Origin of the sequence: Salipiger sp. (assembly GCF_048261495.1) — a bacterium.
Taxonomy (GTDB): Bacteria; Pseudomonadota; Alphaproteobacteria; order Rhodobacterales; family Rhodobacteraceae; genus Salipiger.
In genome coordinates this window covers 251,112-274,283 of the sequence record NZ_JBLXFX010000007.1, presented here as the reverse complement: position 1 = coordinate 274,283, position 23,172 = coordinate 251,112, and the positions used below count along the sequence as shown (strand labels likewise).

Annotated in this window: 26 protein-coding genes; 7 read left to right on the top strand and 19 right to left on the bottom strand. The window is 66.5% G+C overall.

The genetic code is table 11. The features are described from left to right. Positions 1–43: 43 nt before the first annotated feature. From ACN0RJ_RS16035 to ACN0RJ_RS16025, 3 genes are read right to left on the bottom strand one after another with little or no spacing between them, the layout of a single operon-like run. Positions 44–481 (bottom strand): hypothetical protein, encoded by a 438-nt coding sequence (locus ACN0RJ_RS16035; protein WP_417724885.1) that lies wholly within the window; start codon positions 479–481, stop codon positions 44–46. Between the two features lie 2 nt (positions 482–483). After that, entirely contained in the window at positions 484–1,422 is a 939-nt protein-coding gene (locus tag ACN0RJ_RS16030; protein WP_417724884.1) for a phage tail tube protein, read from the bottom strand. A 24-nt stretch (positions 1,423–1,446) separates the two neighbouring features. Continuing rightward, complete coding sequence (locus ACN0RJ_RS16025; protein ID WP_417724883.1) at positions 1,447–1,869, bottom strand: acyl-CoA transferase; 423 nt, start codon at positions 1,867–1,869, stop codon at positions 1,447–1,449. A gap of 86 nt (positions 1,870–1,955) precedes the next feature. Between ACN0RJ_RS16025 and ACN0RJ_RS16020 the strand changes: the two genes are divergently transcribed. Both ACN0RJ_RS16020 and ACN0RJ_RS16015 read left to right on the top strand, forming a co-directional pair. After that, positions 1,956–2,477, top strand: a complete 522-nt coding sequence (locus tag ACN0RJ_RS16020) for a hypothetical protein (protein ID WP_417724882.1) — start codon at positions 1,956–1,958, stop codon at positions 2,475–2,477. A gap of 3 nt (positions 2,478–2,480) precedes the next feature. After that, positions 2,481–2,960 carry a hypothetical protein gene (locus ACN0RJ_RS16015; RefSeq protein ID WP_417724881.1) on the top strand — a complete coding sequence of 160 codons (480 nt, stop codon included), beginning with the start codon at positions 2,481–2,483 and terminating at the stop codon, positions 2,958–2,960. Between the two features lie 21 nt (positions 2,961–2,981). Here the strand turns inward: ACN0RJ_RS16015 and ACN0RJ_RS16010 are convergent, their stop codons facing one another. The 9 genes from ACN0RJ_RS16010 to ACN0RJ_RS15970 are packed head-to-tail and all read right to left on the bottom strand — an operon-like array spanning position 2,982 to position 10,987. After that, entirely contained in the window at positions 2,982–3,605 is a 624-nt protein-coding gene (locus tag ACN0RJ_RS16010; RefSeq protein ID WP_417724880.1) for a DUF6441 family protein, read from the bottom strand. Beyond that, on the bottom strand, positions 3,602–3,916 hold the full coding sequence (locus ACN0RJ_RS16005) for a head-tail joining protein (RefSeq protein WP_417724879.1): 315 nt from the start codon (positions 3,914–3,916) through the stop codon (positions 3,602–3,604). The genes ACN0RJ_RS16010 and ACN0RJ_RS16005 overlap by 4 nt, the downstream gene beginning before the upstream one ends. An 11-nt stretch (positions 3,917–3,927) precedes the next feature. After that, positions 3,928–4,950 carry a major capsid protein gene (locus ACN0RJ_RS16000; RefSeq protein ID WP_417724878.1) on the bottom strand — a complete coding sequence of 341 codons (1,023 nt, stop codon included), beginning with the start codon at positions 4,948–4,950 and terminating at the stop codon, positions 3,928–3,930. Between the two features lie 27 nt (positions 4,951–4,977). Beyond that, on the bottom strand, positions 4,978–5,358 hold the full coding sequence (locus ACN0RJ_RS15995) for a head decoration protein (protein ID WP_417724877.1): 381 nt from the start codon (positions 5,356–5,358) through the stop codon (positions 4,978–4,980). 54 nt (positions 5,359–5,412) lie between these two features. Beyond that, on the bottom strand, positions 5,413–6,732 hold the full coding sequence (locus ACN0RJ_RS15990; RefSeq protein WP_417724906.1) for a S49 family peptidase: 1,320 nt from the start codon (positions 6,730–6,732) through the stop codon (positions 5,413–5,415). Further along, complete coding sequence (locus ACN0RJ_RS15985) at positions 6,732–8,237, bottom strand: phage portal protein (protein WP_417724876.1); 1,506 nt, start codon at positions 8,235–8,237, stop codon at positions 6,732–6,734. The genes ACN0RJ_RS15990 and ACN0RJ_RS15985 overlap by 1 nt, the downstream gene beginning before the upstream one ends. A gap of 2 nt (positions 8,238–8,239) precedes the next feature. After that, the gene (locus ACN0RJ_RS15980) at positions 8,240–8,452 is read right to left on the bottom strand and encodes a phage head-tail joining protein (protein WP_417724875.1); all 213 of its coding nucleotides are present in this window, start codon (positions 8,450–8,452) and stop codon (positions 8,240–8,242) included. Further along, the gene (locus tag ACN0RJ_RS15975; protein ID WP_417724874.1) at positions 8,452–10,503 is read right to left on the bottom strand and encodes a phage terminase large subunit family protein; all 2,052 of its coding nucleotides are present in this window, start codon (positions 10,501–10,503) and stop codon (positions 8,452–8,454) included. Before ACN0RJ_RS15975 ends, ACN0RJ_RS15980 begins: the two co-directional genes overlap by 1 nt. Next, positions 10,451–10,987 (bottom strand): hypothetical protein, encoded by a 537-nt coding sequence (locus tag ACN0RJ_RS15970; RefSeq protein WP_417724873.1) that lies wholly within the window; start codon positions 10,985–10,987, stop codon positions 10,451–10,453. The genes ACN0RJ_RS15975 and ACN0RJ_RS15970 overlap by 53 nt, the downstream gene beginning before the upstream one ends. Positions 10,988–11,103: 116 nt before the next feature. Between ACN0RJ_RS15970 and ACN0RJ_RS15965 the strand changes: the two genes are divergently transcribed. The 3 genes from ACN0RJ_RS15965 (at position 11,104) to ACN0RJ_RS15955 (ending at position 13,316) form a co-directional block, all read left to right on the top strand. Then, positions 11,104–11,331, top strand: a complete 228-nt coding sequence (locus ACN0RJ_RS15965; RefSeq protein WP_417724905.1) for a hypothetical protein — start codon at positions 11,104–11,106, stop codon at positions 11,329–11,331. Positions 11,332–11,427: 96 nt separating this feature from the next. After that, the gene (locus ACN0RJ_RS15960; RefSeq protein WP_417724872.1) at positions 11,428–11,985 is read left to right on the top strand and encodes a DUF3489 domain-containing protein; all 558 of its coding nucleotides are present in this window, start codon (positions 11,428–11,430) and stop codon (positions 11,983–11,985) included. 177 nt (positions 11,986–12,162) lie between these two features. Continuing rightward, a protein-coding gene (locus ACN0RJ_RS15955) for an IS3 family transposase (protein ID WP_417723142.1) occupies positions 12,163–13,316 on the top strand; the annotation gives its coding sequence in 2 pieces (ribosomal slippage) (positions 12,163–12,415 and positions 12,415–13,316; 1,155 coding nt in all). A 288-nt stretch (positions 13,317–13,604) separates the two neighbouring features. On the opposite strand, the gene ACN0RJ_RS15950 is transcribed toward ACN0RJ_RS15955, so the two are convergent. Together ACN0RJ_RS15950 and ACN0RJ_RS15945 are read right to left on the bottom strand one after the other, a co-directional pair. Further along, entirely contained in the window at positions 13,605–14,669 is a 1,065-nt protein-coding gene (locus tag ACN0RJ_RS15950) for a dipeptidase (protein WP_417724871.1), read from the bottom strand. A 135-nt stretch (positions 14,670–14,804) separates the two neighbouring features. Then, the gene (locus ACN0RJ_RS15945) at positions 14,805–15,566 is read right to left on the bottom strand and encodes a FadR/GntR family transcriptional regulator (protein ID WP_417724870.1); all 762 of its coding nucleotides are present in this window, start codon (positions 15,564–15,566) and stop codon (positions 14,805–14,807) included. 195 nt (positions 15,567–15,761) lie between these two features. Between ACN0RJ_RS15945 and ACN0RJ_RS15940 the strand changes: the two genes are divergently transcribed. Continuing rightward, a complete protein-coding gene (locus ACN0RJ_RS15940; protein WP_417719807.1) occupies positions 15,762–16,910 on the top strand; it encodes a mandelate racemase family protein in 1,149 nt (382 codons plus the stop codon). Positions 16,911–16,971: 61 nt separating this feature from the next. Then, a complete protein-coding gene (locus tag ACN0RJ_RS15935) occupies positions 16,972–18,576 on the top strand; it encodes an ABC transporter substrate-binding protein (RefSeq protein ID WP_417724869.1) in 1,605 nt (534 codons plus the stop codon). Positions 18,577–18,625: 49 nt separating this feature from the next. Here the strand turns inward: ACN0RJ_RS15935 and ACN0RJ_RS15930 are convergent, their stop codons facing one another. The 5 genes from ACN0RJ_RS15930 to ACN0RJ_RS15910 are packed head-to-tail and all read right to left on the bottom strand — an operon-like array spanning position 18,626 to position 23,149. Further along, positions 18,626–19,636 carry a CocE/NonD family hydrolase gene (locus ACN0RJ_RS15930; RefSeq protein WP_417724868.1) on the bottom strand — a complete coding sequence of 337 codons (1,011 nt, stop codon included), beginning with the start codon at positions 19,634–19,636 and terminating at the stop codon, positions 18,626–18,628. Next, complete coding sequence (locus ACN0RJ_RS15925) at positions 19,620–20,366, bottom strand: ABC transporter ATP-binding protein (protein WP_417724867.1); 747 nt, start codon at positions 20,364–20,366, stop codon at positions 19,620–19,622. Before ACN0RJ_RS15925 ends, ACN0RJ_RS15930 begins: the two co-directional genes overlap by 17 nt. Next, positions 20,363–21,214 carry an ABC transporter ATP-binding protein gene (locus tag ACN0RJ_RS15920; protein ID WP_417719803.1) on the bottom strand — a complete coding sequence of 284 codons (852 nt, stop codon included), beginning with the start codon at positions 21,212–21,214 and terminating at the stop codon, positions 20,363–20,365. Before ACN0RJ_RS15920 ends, ACN0RJ_RS15925 begins: the two co-directional genes overlap by 4 nt. 4 nt (positions 21,215–21,218) lie before the next feature. Continuing rightward, positions 21,219–22,127, bottom strand: a complete 909-nt coding sequence (locus ACN0RJ_RS15915) for an ABC transporter permease (protein WP_417724866.1) — start codon at positions 22,125–22,127, stop codon at positions 21,219–21,221. Further along, on the bottom strand, positions 22,124–23,149 hold the full coding sequence (locus ACN0RJ_RS15910) for an ABC transporter permease (RefSeq protein ID WP_417719801.1): 1,026 nt from the start codon (positions 23,147–23,149) through the stop codon (positions 22,124–22,126). Before ACN0RJ_RS15910 ends, ACN0RJ_RS15915 begins: the two co-directional genes overlap by 4 nt. Positions 23,150–23,172: the final 23 nt, after the last annotated feature.

Below are 23,172 nucleotides of genomic sequence, written 5' to 3'. Positions count from 1 at the left end.
GTCAGGTCCCAGACCTGCCAGCCCTCGACCGTCTGCGGCCGGTTCAGTTTTGCGGGGCAGTCGGGGCAGATGCCCGAGCAGGCCGCGCAGTAGCCGTCGCCCCCACCGAAGGACCAGTCGGCGAGGGCGCGGAGACGTTTTTTTCCTGATCCAGCATCAGGCCGCGGGCGACGTATTGCGCCTGGAAGGCTTCGAAGACGGGCCAGATTTCCAGAAGGGCGTCGATCCCGGCCGGGCTGACAGGCACAAGGTTGCCGTCATCGTCGCCCACACCTTCCCATTCCAGCACGGCGCGGCGCGCGACGGCCTTGGCCATGGCAAGCGCCATGTCCTCCTGGCTGGACGCCTCCGACAGGCCATCGATGGTCGGATCGGCGCGGGCGGAGACCATAAGTGCGGTGGTTAGCGGGGCCACCAACACGCGCAGGCCGGGCAAGAGGTCCAGCCATTCGGGCCGGTTCGACAGATTCAGGCGGATCATGATCAGTATCCCGTGACGGTGTTGACGAGGACGGCGGTGCACATGCGGGCGGGGCTGGTGGCCTTGGCGGCCTGCCAGTCGAAGGTTGCCTGGATACCCTGGGGTCCGGGGATCTCGATCCGCGGGACCGGCAGGTAGACGGCATGGGCGGTGAAGGCGAAACTGGCACTGGCCCCGAGGCTGTAGGCGAACTCGAGCTCGCAGGGCGTGCCGTCGATGGCTTGTGTCACCAGCGCAGAGTCTGCGAAACGGACCTCGATCCGACCGGTCAGCGCCGCCATGCCCGGATCGGCGCCCTCGATCTTGCCGTCGTTGCGGATGGTCTCGATCCGGTCGAGGCCATTGGCATAGGTGATCTCGGCCGAGACGACGTTGCCCAAGCTGACGCCGTTGCGCTTCACCACCCCGTTGAAATGGCCGAAGCGCTGCAGGCCCAGCGCCGTCGGTGTTCCAGCCGCGGTGGCGGCTGCGATGGCTTCGCCTTGGGCTATAAGCCGGGCGGTCGCGGTCAGAAAGTCCGACCGGTTCATCTGCCAGCTGAGCTGGTCCATGACGCAACCCGCATATATCGCGAACCGCGGCACTTCGGGCATGGCTACTTCAATAGCCATGCTCGGCAGTGTCCAGTTCCCTGACTGGAAGGTGTGGGTCTTGGGCGTGGTCCCGGTCGTGGTCGGTGCGCCGAAGGCCGCCTTCAGCCAGAAGCCGAAGGCCTCCACATCGATCGGCACCACCACCTCACCATCGGCGGTGACGGCGTCCTTGATCGGGGCCAGGGGATCGCGGCCGTAGCCCAGAAGTTCGCTGTTCAGGAGCGGCTGTTCCGCGCCGAGCGTGGTGCGGGCGAAGGGCATCAGCCGATAGCCGCTGGCGGGCGGGGTGCCGTAGACGGTTTCGAACGCAAGCGCCATCTGCGCCCGCGCGCCGTGAGCGCGTGCCATGTGGGTCTCCTTGGATGTGGGGAATTAGGCGAGGGGACTGGTGGTGGAGTAATGCAGGACGACGGTGATCACCGCCGCCTTCAGGGCCGCCGCGCCCTCGACGGGCAGATCGACCGTGGCCGGGGCCTCCGGTTCGACCCAGTCGCAGAGGCCGCCGAGCGTCCGGTCAGCCTCCAGCACCGCAGCGATGGCCGCGATCAGCTCGTCGAAGGCGCTGGCCCGGCCGGTGCCCGCCTGGACGACGACCTCCAGCTCGGCCCGGTGTTGGTAGTGATAGCGCAGCGGTGACAGCGTCACTTCCGGCTCGCCCGGCTGACCGTCGCGCAGGATGATCAGGCCCGCTATCGGGATCCGCTCGGGCAGCACCTCGTCACGCAGGGTGAGGGCGGCAAGCGACTGCAGCCGCGCATGCAGCGCGGTGAGGACGGCTTCGCGTGTGGTGGGCATACTTTCTCACAAGTGTCCGCACCCTGTTGACGGGCGTGGGTGCATCGGGTAATTTCACAGGTGTTCGCACCTTGTGGAGATTCGCGATGGTTTCCGAAAATACGACCCGGGTTTCATTCCGCCTGAAGATCGATATTCACGATCTGATCCAGAAGCTGTCGGCCGATGCAGGCATCGATCCATCTGCGTTCATGCAGCGTGCCCTTGAGCGGGCGGTATATCCTCACCTTTCCGCGGAGCGGCAAAAAGAATTGGACGATACCGAAGCGCTCTATTCGGTCGCACAGCAGAAAGCTCGTGAGGTTTTCAATTCCGGCCGGTTCGATGAACACTTCACGCTGACGGTGTTCGGCGAGTTGATGGCCGATCCGGTCTCTCGAGCGCTTTATGAGGAGGTCATTGGTGCTCCCGCCTTGACCGATGGCGCGCCCAAGAAGACTCCGCTGAACATGTATCTCGGCTGGTACATCAAGAACGCCATCGACGCGGAACCGTTGCTGGACGATTCCGGGAAGCCACGTCGAGCGTTCGTCAAGGACCAGCCCATCAAGAGCTACACGCTCTTGAAGTTGGGGACCTCCACCTCGCCACGCATTGCGCGGAGTTGACCCATGGCCGACCACAAGAAAGTCCTCGCATCGATTGCCGTTGCCACCGATCCGGCAAAACTTCGGACCCTTCGAGAAAACGCACAGCGGCTGGGCGTCCCCGAGGTCGAAGAGGCGGCATTCAGGCGGTTGGTCGAAATCCTGCCCGAAGAGGCACCCGGCAGCATCGAGCATGACTTCTGGAAGACGATCCACGCCTTCGAAGAAATCCTGCGAGATGAACGCGGTAAGACAGTCAGGCTTTCGCGCACCCGACAGAAGATCGACCGGGTTGGTGTGATGCGGACATTGATCGATTTTGCAGTCAGCAAGGCACCAACGGACGGTTTCAACATGCTGATCGAGCGAGGATTGCCGGAGCTAACCGGAGAAGCGCTCGTTCTCAAGCACGCGAGCCACTTCGAACCTGCGGTGTTGGAAGCAGCGAGGTCCAGATTGGAAGGAGCCGGGGTTGATACATCGAGGCTGTGGACCCAAAGCTGAAGCCTTGGCCATCGACGGGACTTAGAGCCTTTCCCAACCCGCCACGATCCGCCCCGGCTCCTCGTCGATAGCCCGCTCCGCATCCCGCGCCAGATCCAGCCTCTTGCGAAGCTTGACCTGCGGCACGAGGAGGAAGATCGGTACGGTTGTCAGCCCGCGACCGGTCTTTGCTCGCGATGCAACGGCGCGGCCCTTGTTGTTAAGCCGCCCCTCCGCCACCAGCAGGCTCGGGCCCCGGCGCCGGTAAATGAACCGCAGCCGCAGTCCCGTGCGACGTTCCCATTCGCCGGGGGTGATGCGGCCGCCGCGGGTGGATTTGCCTGCGGCCTGGGTGGGGATGGCCAGCCAGAAGCCGTTGCGCGACCGGATCAGCGGTCCTGTATCATGCGCGCCGACGATCACCGGGGCGTTGGACCACACCAGCGCCGCGGCGTTCAGGCTTTCGCCGCCCTTGGGATAGGTCGCGAGGCGGATCGAGTTGCCGAGCCGGGTGCCGAGCCCCGCGCCGTTGATCTGGCCGCGCCAGGCGGATTTGAGGCCCGCGCCCGCCTCGCGCATGGCGGTGGTAATGGCCTTTTCACCCGCGGCGATTTCCGCCTGCATCAGGGCGGCGAGGTCGGGGCTGATTTCCAGCTTCAGCTTCATGCAGGCCTCAGGTCCAGCGTCCAGATCAGCCGTTCGCGGTCGCGCAGCGGCTCTCCCTGGATGACATGGCTGTCCGCGCCGATGACGATCACGTCGCCCGGCCGTGGGGCGGGCAAGTCGGCGACGCGCACGTCGACCACCGTCGTGTCGCTGACGAACCGACCCGCGCCGAAGTCGGTCACGCGATCCGGGGCGCGGAGGATGATGCGGATGGGGCGCTCTTCGGAGCTGGTGGCCGAGATCCAGAGGGCCGGGGCCGCCATAGTAGCATGGTTGAAGATGCGGCCCATGGCGGCGGCAAAGACGGACACGGCTGCGTCCGTCAGTTCGACGTGTGCAGACGGATCGCCAGCCGGGGCCGCTTGTTGACCGGAAGGATCGAGGCCTCGGTCATGACGTCGATCCAGCGGCCCTTTTCGTCCAGGTGCTGGCGGGCGTAGAGCGGCAGGCCGATGGTGTTGGCGGTTTCCAGGAGGTTCGCCGGGCCGCCATAGGTGGTGAATGTGTCCATCGTGCCCAAGGGGAAGGCGATGCCCTCGTTCGCAGGGACCAGCCGTTCGGTGGCCTTGGTGGAGAGGGTGACGGTACCGGAGTATTCCTCGAAGAGGATGCCGCCGAAGGGGAAGTTCCGCCGCACATCCTCGCGCAGCGGCTGGGCGCCGGTCGAGGCGTAGAACTTGTACGCCTCTTCCGTCTTCGGATGGGCGATCAGCTTGTCGAAGAATTCCCGGCTGACGAGGGCATGGACCGAGGTCATCGCCTCGCCCAAGAGGTTGTCCTCGATGGCGCGCAGCACCTCGCGGACCTTGCCCTGCACGTTCGTGCCCGCGGTGCCGAGGACGAAGTCGACCGAGATCTGCGCCAGGCCGAATTCGGTGAAGTAGTTGTAGAGGGTGGTCCCGGCGCCGTCCTTCACGATGCCGCGGAGTGCGTTCATCTCCATGTATTCCCGCGTCTGGGCATGCTTGCGGCGCATCAGGAGGAGCTTGCGGTTCATCACCTCGACGAGGGGGTCGGCTGCGTCGAAGGCGCCCAGCGCGGGGGCACCTTGGATATCGGCGGGCAGGACCACGTCGTCATGCGGAATCCACGGCAGGGCGAAGGATCGCATGGACCGGCCCTCGCGCGTGCCGACGGTGGCCGGGCCGCCGAGGGGAACGGAGGGCAGGAGGCTCAGGACGCCCTCGTACTGCTCGATGATGACCGAGCGCTGGCTGACCCCTTCGAAGCGGAAGAGGCCGACCTGGGCAAGTCGGGTGTAGAGGTTGGGCAGGATGTTGATGGCCTGCGTCATCTCGGCCAGCGAGTAACCGCCAGCGTCGAAGGGATTACGGACGATGGTCATGGTGGGGCTCCGGGGGAATGAGGGGGATCAGACGCCGTCGCGGGCGATGATGCCGACGGCGGCCAGCTGGGTGATCTTGGCGGCGATCTTGGCCGCGTCGTTGACGGTGGCCTCGTAGGCGAGGGCGGCGCACGAGACGATGGCGGGGCCGCGAGTGACCACGATGCCAACGGCGTCTGCCAGCGCGGCGTTCACTGGGTAGAGCAGCACGGCGACGGCCGTTTGCGAACCGTCGGCACCGGTCGCGGGCAAGAGGGTGTATTTGCCGCTGGCGGTGATGCGCCCCAGGACGGACCCTGCGGGATAGGACAGGCCCAGCTGCAGGGTGATCGCCTCGCGGGTGTAGTTCGGGTTGACCTCGTATTTGAGGACATCGCCCATGCTGGGCGGTTCCGTCAGGACGGGCATGGTTCAGTCTCCAGGATTATGGTGAGTGGGGGCGCCCGATCCGGGCGGTGCGCGTCAGCGCGAGGCGGCGGCCGACTTCTTCGCGGCCGCCACGATGGGGCTTTCCTTCGCGCCCGCCGCCGGGGCGGTGGCGATGATGCCCGCGGCATCGCTGCGGGCAGCGAGATCGGCCAGCACCTTGGCGCGCAGTGCTTCCGGCTTCACGCCCTTTGCCACGGCATCCGCGGCGTCGATCTGGATGCCAAGGCGCGCGGCCTGTGCGCAGACCTGAGCGACCTCGGCCGCCTCGGCCCGGATGGCTTCGGGCGACATCGCGGCCGCCGTCTGCGGCGGTGCGATTGCCGCGGGCGTGGCCAGTTCCGGCGGCGCGCTAGCGGCAGGCGCGGGCGCAGGCTGCGCATGGTCTTCGGGGGCGGTGGTCATCATCGGGCCCTTTCCTCTGGGGTTGGATTTGAGGCTGGTTGTGCCGCGGGGTGCGGCGGCGAAAGCGCGGAAGGCGGTGACCGGATCGGCCACCTCGTCGGCAAGACCGGCGAAGACGGCCGCCTCGCCGCGGAAGACGGCGGCCTCGGTGCCCAGCGCCCGTAGGGTGTCGAGGCGTCGGCCGCGCCCTTCGGCGACAGTTTCGGCGAAGAGCTGGCGCAGGTCTTCCAACTCGCCCGCGATCCGGTCGCGGACGGCCTCGGGAAGCGGCTGGTAAGGGTTCGCATCGACCTTGCGCGCGCCAGCGTGGATCAGTGTGACGGCGATGCCCTTCTGATCGAGCGCCCCGCTCATGTCGCTGTGCATCGCCACGACACCGATGCTGCCGACCGCGCCGGTGCGCGGCAGAATGATCCGGTCGGCCTGGGAGGCCAGCGCATAGGCGGCCGAAAGGGCGTGATCGGCGACGAAGGCATGGACCGGCTTCTGCGCCCGCGCGGCGCGGAGGCGATCCGCCAGATCGAATGCCCCCGCGACTTCGCCGCCGAAGCTGTCGATGTCGAGGGCAATGCCACGAATGGCGGGGTCGGCCAGCGCCGACTGAAGCTGCGCCGCGATCCCCTCGTAGGAGGTCAGACCGGAGGATTGCCCGATCCACGCCCCGCGATGGACCAGCGTGCCCGCGATCTCGATGACGGCGATCCCGTCCACGGCGGCGAAGGGCAGGCCACCGTTTCGCGCCTGGCGGTTGGTCAGGTCGTCGCCGAAGAGAGAGGCGCGGGCAGGGAGGTTGGCGGTGGCCTGATCCTCGGGATCCACAGCCATACCCTCGACCGCGATTTCCCTTCCGGTGATCCGTGGGCCAAGCCCGGTCAGGAAGGCCAGCGCCTTGGCGGGATCAACCATAAGAGGCGTGTTGAAGACGCGCTGGGCGATCTGGGTGTGGTGCATCATCCCTCCTCCGCGGGCCGGGGTTCCCGGTCCTCGCCGTCGTCATTCGCTCGCTGGTCTTCTTCGTCAGGTTCGGTTTCGCCGCCCTGATCCTCGCTGCTGACACCGGCCGCCTTCGCTGGTGATCCCGGCCGCCGGAAGTCGAGGCCCAGTGCGGCCTCGCGTTTGCGTTCGGCGGCGATTTCCCGGTCGACCTGCTCGGCGTCGTAGCCGCGCTCGGCGATGGCCTGCGTGCGGGATTTCAGGCCTGCTTCGATCTGCAGGATCTCGGCCGCGGCATCCTTGGCCGGGTCGATCCAGTCCCATTTCGTGGGGAGCCAGTCGCTGGCGAGGTACGCGCGCCGGTCGCTGGCATATCCCGGCAGGTCGATGGCGCCCGCCAGCACGGCCATGTCCATCCAGCGCGTCCAGACTGTGCGGCAGAGCTGATAGACCATGACCGAATGCTGGAAGGCCGAGATGCGGCGGCGGAAATCGACGAGCGCGATCCGGGTGTTGGAGAAGTTCCCCTTCGCTGTGTCACCGGTCAGATAGCCATAGGGTACGCCCAGCGCCGCGCCGATCTGCAACAGCGTGCGGTACTGGAAGGGTTCGTAGGTGCTGCCCGAGTCCGGGGTTGACGGTGTGGTGACGTCTTCGCCGGGGTCCAACCGCACCACCTGGCCCGGTTCGACCTCGAGATCGTCCTCGGCTGGATCAAGGGCCGTTTCTGGCGCAGGCGACGTGATGAACATGGCGAACATCGCCGCGGTCTTTTTTCGTTCGAGTTCCGCATCGTCGTAGAGGTCGAGGGTGAAGAGCTTCACCACTGCCGCCGCGAAACGCGACACGCCGCGCAATTGACCCGCCTCGACCGGGTCGAGGATGTGGATCACCTCGGACGCGGGCACGCGCACCGTTTCCCCGGCCAGCCCCGGATCGGTCATGTCGCCCGGGTGGCGGCGCAGGAAATGGTAGGCGACGCGCCGCCCGATGCCGTCGAACTCGATGCCCTGCCGGATCGATCCCGCACCGGGCAGGACGCGGGTCATGTCCTGGGGCAGCATCTCCGAGGGCAGCATCTGCAGCTGCATCGGCACCGTCAAACCATCTTCGGGACGCCGCGTGCGGATGCGCAGGAAGACCTCGCCTGCCAGAAACACCTCGCGTGCGGCGCGGCGCTGAAGGCCGAAGAAATCGGTCAGACCCTCGGCATCGGCCTCGTCCGTCCAAGCGAGCCAGAGCTTCTGCAATTCCTCCTTCTTTGCGGCATCGGCGATCTTCGACGAGGGCTTGATGCCGTCGCCGACGACATGGTTCGCGAAGGCGTCGACCGCGTTGGCCGCGTAGCCGTTGTTCCGGACCAGCCAGCGGGCGCGGGCGGTGATCGTCTCGCCCGAGGCGGCGATCAGCGTGTTCACATGCGCGCGGGTGGCGCGGAAGCCGCGCATGCGGCGGTGCGACTGCGCCGCGTCGAACCCGCCGATGATGCTGCCGAGACGTGCCCGGAAGGCGTCGAGCACCATCGTCACAGCCCCTTGCTGGCCACGGTGCCCCAGCGGCGGCGACGCGGCGTGGCAGAGGTGGTGGCGATCCGCCCCTCCAGATCCCGGATTGCCGCCGCCAGTTCGGCGTCCGACCCATAGGTCACGGTCTTGCCGTCGTAACTAACGCTACGCAGCCCGGCGAAGCGGGCTTCCTGCAGCGCGGTCAGCAGGGCCTGCATGCGTTCCAGGTCCATCAGTCCCTCATGAAGTTCGGGGTGTAGGCCCGCCGTTTCCGGCGCGGTGTGGTCAGGGTTCCGGCCTTGGGCTGGGCCGGGTCGGGTGGTGCGACGTCAGTCGGGACGGCTGCTGGCATGCGCGTTTCCACGCCCGCCTGCGCCTCGAGCCGCCGCCAGGTCGCCTCGTCCCACCGGTCGGCACCGAGGATCCAAGCCGCGGCGCGGGCGTAGACCCGGCAGTCCAGCGCCTCGTTCCGTTCGCGCATCTTCTGCCACTCCTGATGGGCATAGCCGCGCTTGTTGCGGATCGTGACCAGCTGTTCGGCCACCAGCTGCTTCAGCCATTCGGTGTCCGCCCAGCCGGGCAGGTGGATCGTGCCGGGAGCGTCGAGCACTCCGGTGGCGCGGTCCTCATCCGACGGGCGCTCGATCCGCAGGAACCGGTAGGTCTCTGCCTTGAAGGTCGCCGTTGCCACCGACCAGAGCCGCGCGCCGCGGCGCAGGCGTTTCCCGCCGATGGTGGCATCGACATAGGTCGGGCCAGACACGGGTGCCGCCCGGTTGAACCCTTCGAGGCCCTTAAGTGGCGCCACCTGTTCGAACCCGACCTTGCGCGACCAGCCATAGACCGCCGCGGCTTCGTAACCGGTGTCGATGCCCAGCCGCGCCACGGTCATAAAGGCACCGTTGGCATGCTGCCATGACCGCCCGAGCAGGGCGGTCAGCTTGTCCCAGGCTGCCGGATCGTCGGGGCCGCCCGGAATGACGATGTGATCAACAAGCCAGGACTCGAGGCCCCGGCCCCAGGCCCAGATATCGACTTCGATCCGGTCCCTCTGGACGTCTGCCCCGGCGGTCAGGAACAGCCCCGCCATCGGCACCGTACCCGGCTTCCAAGCCTCGCGCCGATCCGCCAGCCGCTGCCATTCCGGGGCGTCGCCCGACTCGACCCATGTCTCGCCCAGAAGCGTGTTGCGCGCGGCGCGCAGCGTCTCGTCCGACCCTTGGGCCGCCAGCCATTCCCGCGCAACGTCGGACCAGCTTTTCCAGCCCAAGGGCGAGTAGAGCGCCGAGAGGTGGAAGCCGATGGCTTTCGGATCCCTGGAAACAGCTGTTGCCCGCCATTCGCCGCGGGCCAGCATTTCGGTCTTGTGGTGCTCGGCGATGGCCCGTTCGCAGCCCTCACAGTGATAGGCGGCGGTTTCCGGCTTCCCCTTTGCCCAGCGCAGCCGGTCGAACTGCAGCCATTGCATCGTCCCGCAATGCGGGCAGGGCACGAAGTAACGCCTCTGGTCCGATGCCTCAAATTCCCGCTCGATCCGGGACAGCCCCCGGATCGTCGGGGTCGAGACCATGAACACCTTGCGCCGGTGCGAGAAGGTGGTCGTTCTCGCCTCGGCCAGTGTGACCGGATCGCCTTCTTCGTCGGCCGAGGACGGATAGGCATCGACCTCGTCCAGAAACACATAGCGCGCGGGCATCGACCGCAGGCCGGTGGCGGAATTGGCCCCGGTGAGCACCAGGATGCCGCCGGGAAACTCCTTCGACAGCATCGAGTTGCCCGCATCGCGCGACCGGGCCGGGTTCACCCGCTCGCGCAGCGCCGGGCTGTCCGCGATGAGGGGATCAAGACGGCCCCGCGAGGTACGCTTCGCCAGTTCCAGGCTTGGCAGCACCGCCAGCATCGGCCCCGGCGCGTGATGGATGACGAAGCCGATCCAGTTGTTGCCCGCTTCCGTGGCCCCGACCTGCGCCGCCTTCATGAAGGTGATGCGCTGCGCCGGATGGCCGGGCGACAGTGCATCCATGATCTCGCGCAGATAGGGCGCGCGGGCGGTGCGGTACCGCCCCGGCTCGGCCGCGCCCCGCGACGACAGCCAGCGATGCTGATCCGCCCATTCCGACACCGTCAGGTTCGGGTCGGGGCGTAGGCCCTGTCGCCAGACCCGGAGCAGGTCCTCGGCGCCGTCGAAGCCGAGGTCGAGACCCGCGGTCAGATCGTTGTCATCGTCCTCATCATGCAAGCGAGACCCTGAGGTCGGCGAGGGCGTCGAGCTGTTCGCGGACATGGGCTTCCAGCACCCTCTGCATGATCGCGGTCTCGATCGTCACCGATGCCCCGGATTGCCGTTCCACCTCCGCCATGATCTGCGCCGCCATCAGCGCGGCCACCCGTCCGGGCCAGGTGACCCAGACATCCCGTTCCTGCCGCGCCAGGCGAAACACCAGCGTTTCCGCCCGGGCACGGTCGACCACCGTGCCCTTCTTCTTCTGGACCGCGATCTGCTTGTCCTGCGCGGCATAGACTGCCAGCAGCGTGCGCGCCTTGATGTAGGACGAGGTCTCGCCCGCACTGCTGGCCAGCCCATCCCCACCCAAGGACCGGCGCTGCTGGTCCGGGTCTGTCATCTCCACCCGTCGCACATCCGAGGCCGCGGCATTGATCGACCCGTCGTCATAGACCACCAGCCGCCCGTTCTTCCGCGCCTTCTGCACCCCGCCGCGGGACAGGCCGGAATGGGCCGCATACTCGTGTTCACTCATGCCTTTCATGGCGTAGATAGTCCGATCAAGCTTATGATATCGCTTGGTATTTAGTTGAGTAGAGGGCGCGATAGAGCGAGTCTGATCGCGAGGAAACGATGCAACTCAGCGAAGGACGCCCCGCCATGACCACCCGCCGCGCCGCCGACAATTCCAAAGCCCTCGACGCCTTCATCGCCGCCAAGACCGAGATTGACACGATGCTGGAGCGCCTGAAGGCGTTCAGCGACGACCACTTCGAGACCCACCCCGACGAGATCAACTGGGGGCATGTCGGCACGCTGAAGCACTACACGGGCCTGCTGCGCCAGATCACCGACAGCGCCTTCAAGGAGGGTGAGCACGCCGCCTGACGCGCCCACACGGCGCGACGGCCGCCCCGTCCGGAGGACGGGGCTTGCCTCCGTAGAAGGCGCGCACAGTGCGCGCCCACAGCCACGGAGGCCCCGATGACCACCCCGTCCGACACACAATCCCTGATCCTGTCCCGCGCCGCGACCCGGCCCGGCAATCTCGCCCTGCCGCTGCCCGAAGGGCTGGTCGGCGCCGCCGCCAAGATGGTCGTCGGCAAGATGATCGCCCGAGGCTGGCTCGAGGAGGTCGAGGCCAACCTGCGCCGCAGCGAGCCGATGTGGCGCGAGACTGGCGACGGCCACGGCACCACGCTGATCGTTACCGAGGCCGGGCTGGAGGCCATCGGGATCGAGCCGGTGGTGGCCAGCGCTGTCGCCAGTGCGCGAAAGGCGAAGCCGAAACCGGTGCAGATGCCCGACGACACCGATGCCGCGAAGCCAGTCGCGATCCGCGCTGGCACCAAGCAGGCGCAGATCATCGCCATGCTCCAGCGCCCCGATGGCGCAACGGTCGCGGAGATGGTCGAGGCCACCGGATGGCTGGCGCATACCGTCCGCGGCTGCATCTCTGGCGCCCTGAAAAAGAAGCTGGGTCTGCCCATCGCCGCCGAGAAGGTCGAAGGCAGGGGGACGGTGTATAGGCTGCCCAGCTGAGCCTTCAATGAATGCCACACTGCGACGCCGCCCCACCCGGGTGGCGGTCCTTCGTTGCCATGACCGAAGTTTATTGTTGCCCGCCAAGCATTTCTTCTGAGCTACCCCCCGAAATTCGGACACTGACATAAGCTACGATTTGCAGTCTGCTGATCTTCGACGAGAAGGAGATCAGAGATGTCGAAACGGAAGCAGCACGCGCCTGAGTTCAAGGCGAAGGTCGCGCTGGAAGCCCTGAAAGGCGAGGAGACGGCTGCCGAACTGGCAAGCCGGTTCGGGGTGCATCCGACGATGATCCATCAATGGAAGCGAGCCCTGCTCGAAGGCGCCTCCGGTGTGTTCGAACGCGGGGGCCGCAAGAAGCCGGAGATTGACGAGGAGCAGGTGAAGGAGCTCCACGCCAAGATCGGGGAGCTGGCGGTGGCCAACTCTTTTTTGGAACGAAAGCTGAAGCCCTGGGGCGGGAAGTGAGGCGCGGCATGATCGAGCCTGACCACCTGGATCTGTCGATCGGCCAGCAGTGCAAGTTGCTGTCGATCGCGCGTTCGTCTTTCTACTACACGCCCAAGGGCGAGACCGAACAGAACCTCGGCCTGATGCGGCGGATCGACGAGCAGTTCTTGGAGACGCCGTTCTTCGGTGTCCGGCAAATGACCTGGCACCTGCGCAACGACGGCCACCTAGTGAACGAGAAGCGCATCCGGCGGCTGATGCGCCTGATGGGGCTAGTGCCGATTTACCAGAAGCCCAACACGAGCAGGCCGACGAAGGGCCACAAGACCTATCCCTACCTGCTCAGAGGTCTACGGGTGGAACGCCCGAACCAGGTCTGGTGCTCGGATATCACCTACCTGCCCATGCGGCGCGGGTTCCTATACCTCGTGGCGATCATGGACTGGCATACCCGCAAGGTCCTGTCCTGGCGGATCTCGAACACGCTGGAGGCCGACTTCTGTGTCGAGGCGCTGAACGAGGCCATCCACAAGTTCGGCCCGCCAGAGATAATGAATACGGATCAGGGATCCCAGTTCACGTCCTTTGCCTGGACGGATCGGCTCCGCCGGTCCAGCGTGCGCATATCGATGGATGGGAAGGGCCGTTTCCTCGACAATATCTTCATCGAGAGGCTGTGGCGCACCCTGAAATACGAGTGCGTTTACCTGCATGCCTGGGAGACCGGATCGGAGACGAAAGCGGCGATCCGGAAATGGATGACCTTCTACAACCACCAGCGCCCGCATTCAGCCTTGGGCGGCCAGCCCCCGGCGCTGGTCTACTGGCAGAGAAATGATATCAACCAACCCGATCAGCAGGTGCAACGAGTAGCTTAATTTACGCCAGATCCTGTCCAAGAGATGGGGAGTAGCTCATTACTTAGTTATTCCGATCCACGAGGATCAGAGCGAGCCAGTTCTCAGAAATACGTCGGTGATGTCGTAGGCGTTAAAAAGCAGGTCGAACCTGAACTTCTTAGGTTTTTCGCCGGTTTCAGACGGTCCAAGGCCGGATGACAGGCACCTTCCTGCAATCAAAATTACCGAAAAGGCCGCTCCCGAAAGGGAAGCGGCCCTTTTGTCGTCCAGCGTGGAAAGACGAGAAAGGCACGCTCCCGCCAGATCTCAGCCCAGACACCGGTCCAGGCAAGCCAGCCAGTTGTCTTGCGCGAGTTTGGCGATCAGGGCGTCGTCGTATCCGTGCGCTGCCATCGCCTCGAACAGGCGCGGGACGCCGGTGACATCTCCGATCCCGTCGGGCAGTACGCAACCGTCGAAATCCGAACCGAGGCCGACGTGATCTTCGCCAAGTTCGGCGATCAGGTGGTCAAGGTGCCGCAATATCACGTCCCATCCGGTCGTGGTGGAGGCGCGGCCGTCGGCATTCAGATAGAAGCTCGCAAAGTTGAGGCCGACCATGCCGTTCCGTTCGCGAATCATGTGGAGCTGCCGGTCGGTCAGGTTCCTAGGCGTTTCGCACAGGGCGTGAACGTTGGAGTGCGTCGCGACGAGCGGCGCGGTCGAGAACCGGGCAACATCGTCGAACCCCTTTTCGTTGAGATGCGACAAGTCGATCATCACACCCAGCTCATCGCAGAGGCGGACGAGGTCGCGGCCCTTCCCGGTCAGGCCGGGGCCGATATCCGGTGAGCCGGGGAAGGACATTGGGACCCCGTGTCCGAAGATCGTTTCCCGGCTCCAGACAAGGCCGAGCGACCGCAGCCCCATCTCGTGAAACAGGTAGAGCGCGTCAAGGTCGGGCCCGATGGCCTCGGCTCCTTCCAGGTGCATGACGCCCGCGATGCGGCCCGATTCCATGGCATCACGTATCTCGGGAGTCGATCGGCACAGGCGGAAATCCTGCGGTGCCGCGCGTTCCATCCAGTGCAACAATCCCGCCATGGTCAGCGCGTCAGGCTGCGCCTCGGAGTGGGTCATCAAGGGCGGCATGGGCATGGCATACGGGGGATTTGCCATCGCGGTCCGGAAGCCGGGCGCCGGTCCGGACCGGCGGGGCGGCACGAAGATCGCGAAAAGCCCGCCTGCAAAACCGGCCTGTTTCATGCGGGCGAGATCCATGTGGCCGGCGCCCGTTTGTCCGGTCCAGGTCTCTTCGCGCGGGTCAGGGGATTTCATCAGCCGCAGCAGGAAATCGTTGTGGCCGTCGAAGAAGGGGATCGGGGCGGTCATCGTTCGGGATCCTTTTCCGCAAGGTCGGCCAAGCGGCGTTCATATCAAGCAGAATCGCGGGCTGGCGGGTCCTCGGCGGGAGCACCTGCCGCCGAAATGACCGCTCCCGCCGAGAAGGAGGCGCGGCCGAAAGGCTTATCCGCCCGGCTGTTCGGCGCCGCTGCGCAGGAGTTTGCGGTAGCGTGCGAGACTGCCTTCGAGATGGGCCTTCATCGCCGCTTCGGCGAGATCCTGATCGCCGTCCACGATCGCCTCGACGATGCGGGCATGTTCGGCGACGATATCCGGATTGGGGCGATAGGCGCGGGGGGCGCCGTCGTGCCGTTCCAGTTCGACCCTGGGGACGATCCCGGTGCGGATCAGTGCCAGAAATTCGGGGAAACGCTTGTTCTGGGTGGCCTGGGCAATCTCGTAGTGGAACGAGAAATCCGCCTCGCGCGTGTCGCCGCCATTCTCGAAGGCGGCGGCGACATTGGCATTGGCCTTGAGGATGGCGTCGATCTGCTGGGCGGAGCGGCGGACCGCGGCCAGCCCCGCGGCCCGGATTTCGAAGGCCGAGCGCAGTTCGAACAGCTCGATCACCGCCGAGAGCCGGTCGAGGTCGAGATCGGCGAAGGGCTGGGACTGCCGGGCTTTCGCGGGGTCGAGCGCAAAGACGCCCGAGCCCTTGCGCGCCTCGACAAGGCCTTCGGAGCGGAGCAGGGCGAAGGCTTCGCGCACCGCCGTCCGGCTGATCGAATAGGTCCGGGTGAGTTCGGATTCGCTGGGCAGCCGGTCCCCGGGGCGGAATCGCCCGATGTTGATGTCACGCCGCAGGTCGTCTGCGATCAACGCGGCCCGGGTTCGGGCCGGGCTGGGCTCGGCGGGGGTGCGGGCGGGGGCATTCACATCTGTCATTGCGGCGGGTTCCAACCATTCCTGTAATACAGATATTCCGCCGCGCCTGCGTTGGGAAGCCCGGCTTCGGCTTTTCCGACGAGAAAACAGCATTGCGGCGCGCAGTGCGGTTGACGGCCCGCAAAACCTATCATACGATCCTGTTATACAGATTTTGGAATCTCCGGGCCGCGCGCCGGGGGAGGAGGAGCCACCGTGATCATCACCGACGTGTCCGCCTGCGTCTTCCGGCACAAGACCCGCCGCCATTCCGACAGCGCGGGCCACGCCCATCCGGGGCCCGAGCACACCGTGTTGCAGGCCATGCTGACCATCCGCACCGAGGACGGTCACGCGGGCCACAGCTTTTGTCCGCCCGAGGTCGTCCGCCCCCACGTCATCGACAAGTTCGTCAGGAAGGTGCTGATCGGGCAGGATCATCGCGACCGCGAGCGCCTCTGGCAGGACCTTGCCCATTGGCAGCGCGGCTCGGCGGCGCAGCTGACCGACCGCACGCTGGCCGTGGTCGATTGCGCGCTCTGGGATCTTGCCGGGCGCACCCTGGGCCAGCCGGTTCACAAGCTGATCGGCGCCTATCGCGACAAGGTGCCGGCCTATGGGTCGGTCATGTGCGGCGACGAGATCGAGGGCGGCCTGGCGACCCCGGAGGATTACGGCCGCTTCGCCGAGAAGTTGGTCGCGCGCGGCTACAAGGGGATCAAGCTGCACACCTGGATGCCGCCGGTGAGCTGGGCGCCGGATGTGAAGATGGACCTCAGGGCCTGCGCCGCCGTGCGCGAGGCCGTGGGCCCGGACATCCGCCTTATGATCGACGCCTTCCACTGGTATTCCCGCACCGATGCGCTGGCGCTCGGGCGCGGGCTGGAAAAGCTGGACTTCGACTGGATCGAGGAGCCGCTCGACGAGCAGTCGATGTCTTCCTACAAGTGGCTGTCCGACAACCTCGACATTCCCGTGATCGGCCCCGAAAGCGCCGCCGGCAAGCACTGGCACAGGGCGGAATGGATCCGTTCCGGCGCCTGCGACATCCTGCGGACCGGGGTCAATGACGTCGGCGGCATCACCCCCGCGCTGAAGACGATGCACCTGGCCGAAAGCTTCGGCATGGAGTGCGAGGTGCACGGCAACACCGCGATGAACCTGCACGTGGTCGCGGCGGCGAAGAACTGCCGCTGGTACGAACGCGGCCTGCTGCATCCGTTCCTCGAATACGACGACGGCCTCGACTACCTCAGGCAGCTTTCCGATCCGATGGATGCGGACGGCTTCGTCCACGTGCCCGACCGTCCCGGCCTCGGCGAGGACATCGACTTCGAGCATATCGAGAACAACCGCGAAGCCTGACGCGGGCGGGAGACCCGCTTCGGCCTTTGCATCCAACCCCATGAAACCCTCGGGAGGAACCATGAAACGATTTCTAGCAACCGTGGCCATCGGGGCGCTGCTCGTCTCCGCAGCCCCCGGCCAGCGCGGCGCGCTGGCGGAAACGCCCGCCGACCAACTGGTCGTCGCATTCAACATGAGCAACGTGCTGACGATGGACCCCGCCGCGATCACCGGCGGCGAGACGGTGCAGATCCTCAACAACGTCTACGACTCGCTGGTCTCGCTCAACCCCGAGACGCTGGCGCTGGAACCGCGCCTTGCCGAAAGCTGGGAGATCGCGCCGGACAACATGTCGGTGACCTTCCACCTGCGCAAGGATGTCACCTTTGCCTCCGGCAATCCCCTGACCGCCGAGGACGTGGCCTATTCCCTGAAACGCCTGCTCAAGCTGAGCCAGGCGCAGGCCTCGATGCTGACCAGCCGCGGCTTTGACGCGGAACAGGCCGATGCGCAGTTCGTGGCCAAGGACGAGCACACCTTCGTGCTGACGCTTCCCGCGCCGGACGATCCCAAGCTCATCATGATGGTGCTGGCCGAGGCCGGGCGGGGCTCGATCCTCGACAGCAAGCTGGTGCAGGAGAACGAGACCGACGGCGACATGGGCGCGGCCTTTCTCACCAACAATTCCGCCGGTTCGGGCGCCTATACGCTGAACAACTGGCGGGCCAACGAATACGTCATCCTGACCCGCAACGATGCGTTCTGGGGCGATGCGCCCGAGATGAAGCGGGTGCTGATGCGCCACCTTCCGGAAAGCCAGACCCAGCGGCTCGGGCTCGAACAGGGCGACATCGACGTCGGTTTCTCGCTTGCCGCGCCGGATCTGCGCGGGCTCGAGAAGAACGAGCAGATCACGGTTGAATCGGTGCCGAGCGCCGGCTTCTACTATCTTGCGGTGTCGATGAAGGACGAACGCTATGCCGATCCCAAGGTGCGCGAGGCGCTGCGTTACCTGATCGACTATGACGGCATCAACGGTGCCATCATGCCCTATTTCGGCGTGAAGCGTCAGCAGCCGATCAACTCCTACGTCTTCGCGGCGCTACCCGATCCGGGCTATGCGCTGGACGTGGAAAAGGCCAAGGCGCTGCTTGCCGAGGCGGGCTATCCGGACGGGTTCGAGACGACGCTGCGGGTGATTTCCACCCAGGAATTCCTCGACTCCGCCACCGCGATCCAGGCGACGCTGGCGCAGGCAGGCATCAAGGCCGAGATCATCACCGGCGACGGCGGCCAGATCTACGGCGCGATGCGCGAACGGTCCTTCGAACTGCTCGTCGGTCGCGGCGGCGGCGGCCAGCAGCCGCACCCGGACAGCAACCTGCGCGCCATGGCCTACAATCCCGACAATTCGGACGAGGCCAAGCTCACCAACTACCAGAACTGGCGCACGTCCTTCTTCGACGAGGCATTGAACGGGATGATCGAGTCGGCGCTGGTCGAGCCCGACGCCGACAAGCAGGCCACGATGTACGAGGACATCCAGCGCAAGATGGAAGAGCTGGTGATGTCGATCCAACCCTTCTCGGAGCGGGTGGTGACGGCGGCCTACCAGAGCGACGTGCATGGAGTCGTGGTCGATCCCTGGACCTCGCGGTTCGAGGATGTGACCAAGGAACGCTGACGACGTCCTCCCTGTCAGCGTGGCGCGTCCCCGAGCGGGGCGCGCCGTTTCACGTCAGGGACCTGCGCAGGAAGGCGACGGCCTCGTCCAGCGTTTCCGGCGGGCAGGTGTGGGCGTGGTCGTGCAGGGCGGTATCGGGCGCGGGTGCGCCGGCGGCCGCGCAGATCTCCGCGATCCGGGTCCAGGCCGCCGTCACGGCGTCCTCGGGCATGTGCCGGTCGCCCCGTCCCGAGCGGAAGAACAGCGCCTTCCCGGCGGCGAGACCGGCAAGGTCGGGGAAATCGGCGCGGGCGGTGACCCCCGGATGCAGGAAGTGAAAGGCGGACTGCCCCTTGAGCAACGGCGCGCCGGGCCGCATCAGCGCCGCGCGCCCGGCCATCCAGCTGATCGAGGCGGTGGCGCGGACATGCGGGCTGAGCGCGGCCACCTGCCAGGCGCGGAAGCCGCCGAAGGAAAATCCGAAGGCGCCGATGCGCGCGGCGTCGATCCCCGGCTGCGCGGCCAGCCAGGCCGCGGCCTGCACGTCCTCGCCCGCGGTCAGCCCGGCAAGGCTCCACCCCAGCCCGAGCGCATTGGCCGCGAGCGCCTGCTGGCCGTCGTAATCGCCCGCCCGCCGCCCGCCCCAGCCCGGTGCATCGAGGCAGAGCACAGCAAATCCCGCGTTCAGATAGGTGGCGGCGGGGGCCCGCCCGCCGTAGTGCCGCGCCTGACCGGCGCGCGCCTCGTCGAGGTCGAAAAGCTTGCGCCAGCCGATCTCGAACGCGCCGCCGTGGTCGTGCAGCAGCAGCACCGCCGGATGCGGTCCCGCACCCGCCGGGCGGACAAGGCAGCCCTCGGCCACCGCGCCGGTGGCAAAGCGCAGCCTGACCGCATCCCCGGTCACCTCGCCGTCGGGAAGACCCTCGCACGGCGGCAGACCGGCGCGCCAGCAACGCTCCAGCGCATCGCGCCATTCGGCATGTGTACCGCCGTGCTGCCCGAACGACAGATCGAGGCGCATCGCGGAGCGGCGCGCCTCGAGGAAGTCGGGCAGGGGGAGGGGATCAGAGGGCGCGCTCATAGTCGAGCGATGCTCCGATCAGCTCCCTCGCATAGGGCTGGGTCGCGCCGTTTCCCGGGATCGCCTCACGCGGGAGGACCTCGACCAGCCGCCCCGCCTGCATCACCGCGAAGCGGTCGCACATGTGATCCACCACGGCGAGGTCATGGCTCACCATGATATAGGTAAAGCCGTGCTCCTCCCGCAGGCGCGCCAGCAGGTTCAGGATCTCGGCCTGCACCGAGACATCGAGCGCCGAGGTCGGTTCGTCCAGCAGCAGCACGTCCGGTTCCAGGATCAGCGCGCGGGCGATGGCGACCCGCTGGCGTTGCCCGCCGGAAAGCTGGTGCGGGTAGCGGTCGAGGAACTCCACCGGCAGACCGACGTCGACCAGGGCGCGCGCCATGCGCTCTTCGCGGTCGCCGAGTCCGTTGACGATCAGCGGCTCGGCCAGGGTGCTGCGCACCGAATGACGGGGGTGCAGCGATCCGTAGGGGTCCTGGAACACCATCTGCAGGGTGCGGCAGCGTTCGGGCACCGACATGGCGCGCACGCTGGTGCCGCCGATCGTCACGTCTCCCGTCCACATGGACAGCAGCATCGAGGCACAGCGCAGGATCGTGGACTTGCCGGACCCGCTTTCCCCCACCAGCCCGAAACATTCGCCGGGGGCGACGTCGAAGGTGATGTCGGTCAGGATGCGGGCCTCGCCCAGCGTGATGCCGAGCGCCGAAACATTGACGGATTTCATCGGGCTGTCTCCACCGGCTGACTCCATTCCGGGCGGCGTTGCAGGACCGGCAGCGGCGCGCGCGGCCCGCCGATCCGGGGCTGAGCGGCAAGCAGCCCCCGCGAATAGGGATGCTGCGCCTTGTCGAGGTCGCAGGCCCTGAGGGATTCGACCACCTGGCCAGCATACATGATGAGAACCCGGTCGCAGAAATTCCGCACGAGGTTCAGGTCGTGGGAAATCATGATCAGCCCGATGCCCTTGTCGCGCACCAGCCCGTCGAGGATGCCCAGCACCTGCAGGCGCACCGTCACGTCCAGCGCCGAGGTCGGCTCGTCCGCGATCACCAGCCCGGGGTCGGTCAGCAGCATCATGGCGATCATGATGCGCTGGCCCATGCCGCCGGAAACCTCGTGAGGATAAAGCGCATAGACCCGTTCGGGATCGCGAATCTGCACCGCCTCCAGCATGTCGATCGCCCGGGCGCGCGCTTCCTTCCGGGAGCATTTCACATGGGTGAGATAGGCCTCGGCGATCTGGTCGCCGCAGCGCCGGATCGGGTTGAGCGAGAATTTCGGGTCCTGGAGGATCATCGTCATCTGCCGCCCGCGCACCTTCAGCATCTGGCGTTCGCTGGCGCGCAGCAGGTCGATGTCGCGAAAGGTCATGCGGTCGGCGGTGATCTCGGCGGTCGGCAGCAGGCGCAGCAGCGCACGCCCGACCGTCGACTTGCCGGACCCGCTTTCCCCGACGATGCCGAGCCTTTCGCGCCCGAGGGTGAAGGAGACGTTGCGCACGGCGGGCGCGGGCGCCCCGCGGTAGTGGATCGACAGGTTCTCGACCTGGAGGACGGGGGAGGGTTCGGTCATCACGTCACTTCCGGTTCATCTGCTTGGGATCGAGCGCGTCGCGCAGCCCGTCTCCCAGAAGGTTGAAGGCCAGGCTGACGCAGAGGATCGCGAGGCCGGGAAAGGTCACCGTCCACCAGCTGTCGATCATGTAGCGCCGCCCGGTGGCGATCATCGCGCCCCACTCCGGCAGCGGCGGCTGTGCCCCGAGACCGAGAAAGCCGAGGCCCGCGGCGGTCAGGATCACCGTCGCCATGTTCAGCGTCAGGCGGATCAGCACCGAGGGCATGCACATCGGCACGATGGAGCGCCAGATGATCCGCCGCGACGAAGCGCCCTGCAGCCGGGCCGCCGCGATGTAGTCGGCGGAGCGGAAGGTCAGGGTCTCGGCCCTTGCCAGCCGGGCGATGGGCGGCCAGGCGGTGAGCGAAATGGCGATGATCGCATTGTTCAGACTCGGCCCGAGCGCGGCGACAAAGGCCAGCGACAGGATGAGCGAGGGGAAGGACAGGAAGATGTCGGTCACCCGCATCAGCACCGTGTCCGCCCAGCCGCCGTAGTAGCCCGACACCGTGCCGACCAGAAGTCCGATCGGCCCCACGATGACCGACACCAGCGTGATGAAGGTCAGCGTGATGCGCGAGCCGTAGAGGATGCGGCTGTAGATGTCGCGCCCGAGCTCGTCGGTGCCGAAGAAATGCGCCGCGCTCGGTGCCTGCAGCGCGTTCCGGAGATCCTGCACGTAGGGATCGTGGGTGGCCAGAACCGGCGCCAGCAGCGCCCCGGCCAGCAGCACGGCCAGCACGGCGACCCCGAAGGCGGAGGTCGGGTTGCGCAGCAGGAAGGTCAGGATGTTCCGGGCCACGATGAGCGACTGAGGAACCCGTGCGGATTTCCGTCGGTCTGGTGTCCGTGAAGCGGTTGTCATGGTCATCGGGTCCTCGGGTCGAACACGCGGTAAAGCAGGTCGGAGATCAGGTTGAGCGTGATGAAGATCACCCCCACGATCAGCACGCAGGTCATCACGGCGTTCATGTCGCCGATCAGCAGGTTGCTGGTGAGATACTGGCCGAAGCCGGGCCAGGCGAAGACGGTCTCGATCAGCACCGCGCCTTCGAGCAGCGCGCCGTAGGCCAGCGCGACGATGGTCACCAGCTGCACCCGGATGTTTCCGAAGGCGTGGCGCCAGATGGTCTGGCGGTTGGACAGCCCCTTGACCCGTGCGGTGGTGATGTATTCCTGGTTGATCTGGTCGAGCATGAAGCTCCGCGTCATCCGCGTGATATAGGCGGACGAGCTGTAGCCCAGCAGCGAGGCGGGCAGGATGATGTGGTTCACGGCGCTGCGGAAGATGTCCCATTCGCCGGCCAGCGCGCTGTCGATCAGCAGGAAACCTGTCGTTTCGGGCACCATGCCGATGTAGAACTGCTCCATCCGACCGGAGCCGCCGACCCATCCCAGCTTGGCGTAGAAGATCAGCAGCGCGATCATCGCGGTCCAGAAGATCGGCATGGAATGCCCGGTCAGGCTGAGGACGCGGATGACGTGGTCGGGCCAGCGGTCCTTGTTCACCGCGGCCAGCACGCCCATGCTCACCCCCAGCGTCGCGCCGATCACGATGGCGAAGGTCGCCAGTTCGATGGTCGCGGGCAGCACGTAGAGAATATCGTCGAGCACCGGCTTGCCGGTCCGGATCGAGGTGCCGAAGTCGAGCGTGGCGACATCGCGCAGGTAGAACAGGAACTGCTGCCACACCGGCCGGTCGAGCCCGAGTTGCCGGAACACGTGGTCATAGACCTCGCGGGTGGCGTCCTCTCCGACGATGGCGCGCACCGGATCGACGGGCATCACCCGCCCGATGATGAACGTCAGGATCAGCAGGCCGATCAGCGTGACGCCGATCGTCCCCGCCTGTCCCGCAAATCCCGCAAGTCTTCGTCGTGCCGGCCGTGCCATGCAAGCTCCCCCCTCCTGTGATG

What these genes read in the sequence shown, in the direction of transcription:
- ACN0RJ_RS15985 (WP_417724876.1), bottom strand. Translation starts at nt 8,237, where the DNA reads ATGGTGCTCGACGCCTTCCGGGCACGTCTCGGCAGCATCATCGGCGGG.
- ACN0RJ_RS16020 (WP_417724882.1), top strand. Translation starts at nt 1,956, where the DNA reads ATGGTTTCCGAAAATACGACCCGGGTTTCATTCCGCCTGAAGATCGAT.
- ACN0RJ_RS15975 (WP_417724874.1), bottom strand. Translation starts at nt 10,503, where the DNA reads ATGTCCGCGAACAGCTCGACGCCCTCGCCGACCTCAGGGTCTCGCTTG.
- ACN0RJ_RS15945 (WP_417724870.1), bottom strand. Translation starts at nt 15,566, where the DNA reads ATGACAGATGTGAATGCCCCCGCCCGCACCCCCGCCGAGCCCAGCCCG.
- ACN0RJ_RS16015 (WP_417724881.1), top strand. Translation starts at nt 2,481, where the DNA reads ATGGCCGACCACAAGAAAGTCCTCGCATCGATTGCCGTTGCCACCGAT.
- ACN0RJ_RS15930 (WP_417724868.1), bottom strand. Translation starts at nt 19,636, where the DNA reads ATGAGCGCGCCCTCTGATCCCCTCCCCCTGCCCGACTTCCTCGAGGCG.
- ACN0RJ_RS15960 (WP_417724872.1), top strand. Translation starts at nt 11,428, where the DNA reads ATGACCACCCCGTCCGACACACAATCCCTGATCCTGTCCCGCGCCGCG.
- ACN0RJ_RS16000 (WP_417724878.1), bottom strand. Translation starts at nt 4,950, where the DNA reads ATGACCATCGTCCGTAATCCCTTCGACGCTGGCGGTTACTCGCTGGCC.
- ACN0RJ_RS16025 (WP_417724883.1), bottom strand. Translation starts at nt 1,869, where the DNA reads ATGCCCACCACACGCGAAGCCGTCCTCACCGCGCTGCATGCGCGGCTG.
- ACN0RJ_RS15980 (WP_417724875.1), bottom strand. Translation starts at nt 8,452, where the DNA reads ATGGACCTGGAACGCATGCAGGCCCTGCTGACCGCGCTGCAGGAAGCC.
- ACN0RJ_RS16010 (WP_417724880.1), bottom strand. Translation starts at nt 3,605, where the DNA reads ATGAAGCTGAAGCTGGAAATCAGCCCCGACCTCGCCGCCCTGATGCAG.
- ACN0RJ_RS15965 (WP_417724905.1), top strand. Translation starts at nt 11,104, where the DNA reads ATGACCACCCGCCGCGCCGCCGACAATTCCAAAGCCCTCGACGCCTTC.
- ACN0RJ_RS15925 (WP_417724867.1), bottom strand. Translation starts at nt 20,366, where the DNA reads ATGAAATCCGTCAATGTTTCGGCGCTCGGCATCACGCTGGGCGAGGCC.
- ACN0RJ_RS16035 (WP_417724885.1), bottom strand. Translation starts at nt 481, where the DNA reads ATGATCCGCCTGAATCTGTCGAACCGGCCCGAATGGCTGGACCTCTTG.
- ACN0RJ_RS15915 (WP_417724866.1), bottom strand. Translation starts at nt 22,127, where the DNA reads ATGACCATGACAACCGCTTCACGGACACCAGACCGACGGAAATCCGCA.
- ACN0RJ_RS16030 (WP_417724884.1), bottom strand. Translation starts at nt 1,422, where the DNA reads ATGGCACGCGCTCACGGCGCGCGGGCGCAGATGGCGCTTGCGTTCGAA.
- ACN0RJ_RS15910 (WP_417719801.1), bottom strand. Translation starts at nt 23,149, where the DNA reads ATGGCACGGCCGGCACGACGAAGACTTGCGGGATTTGCGGGACAGGCG.
- ACN0RJ_RS15935 (WP_417724869.1), top strand. Translation starts at nt 16,972, where the DNA reads ATGAAACGATTTCTAGCAACCGTGGCCATCGGGGCGCTGCTCGTCTCC.
- ACN0RJ_RS15970 (WP_417724873.1), bottom strand. Translation starts at nt 10,987, where the DNA reads ATGAAAGGCATGAGTGAACACGAGTATGCGGCCCATTCCGGCCTGTCC.
- ACN0RJ_RS15950 (WP_417724871.1), bottom strand. Translation starts at nt 14,669, where the DNA reads ATGACCGCCCCGATCCCCTTCTTCGACGGCCACAACGATTTCCTGCTG.
- ACN0RJ_RS15920 (WP_417719803.1), bottom strand. Translation starts at nt 21,214, where the DNA reads ATGACCGAACCCTCCCCCGTCCTCCAGGTCGAGAACCTGTCGATCCAC.
- ACN0RJ_RS15990 (WP_417724906.1), bottom strand. Translation starts at nt 6,732, where the DNA reads ATGCACCACACCCAGATCGCCCAGCGCGTCTTCAACACGCCTCTTATG.
- ACN0RJ_RS15995 (WP_417724877.1), bottom strand. Translation starts at nt 5,358, where the DNA reads ATGCCCGTCCTGACGGAACCGCCCAGCATGGGCGATGTCCTCAAATAC.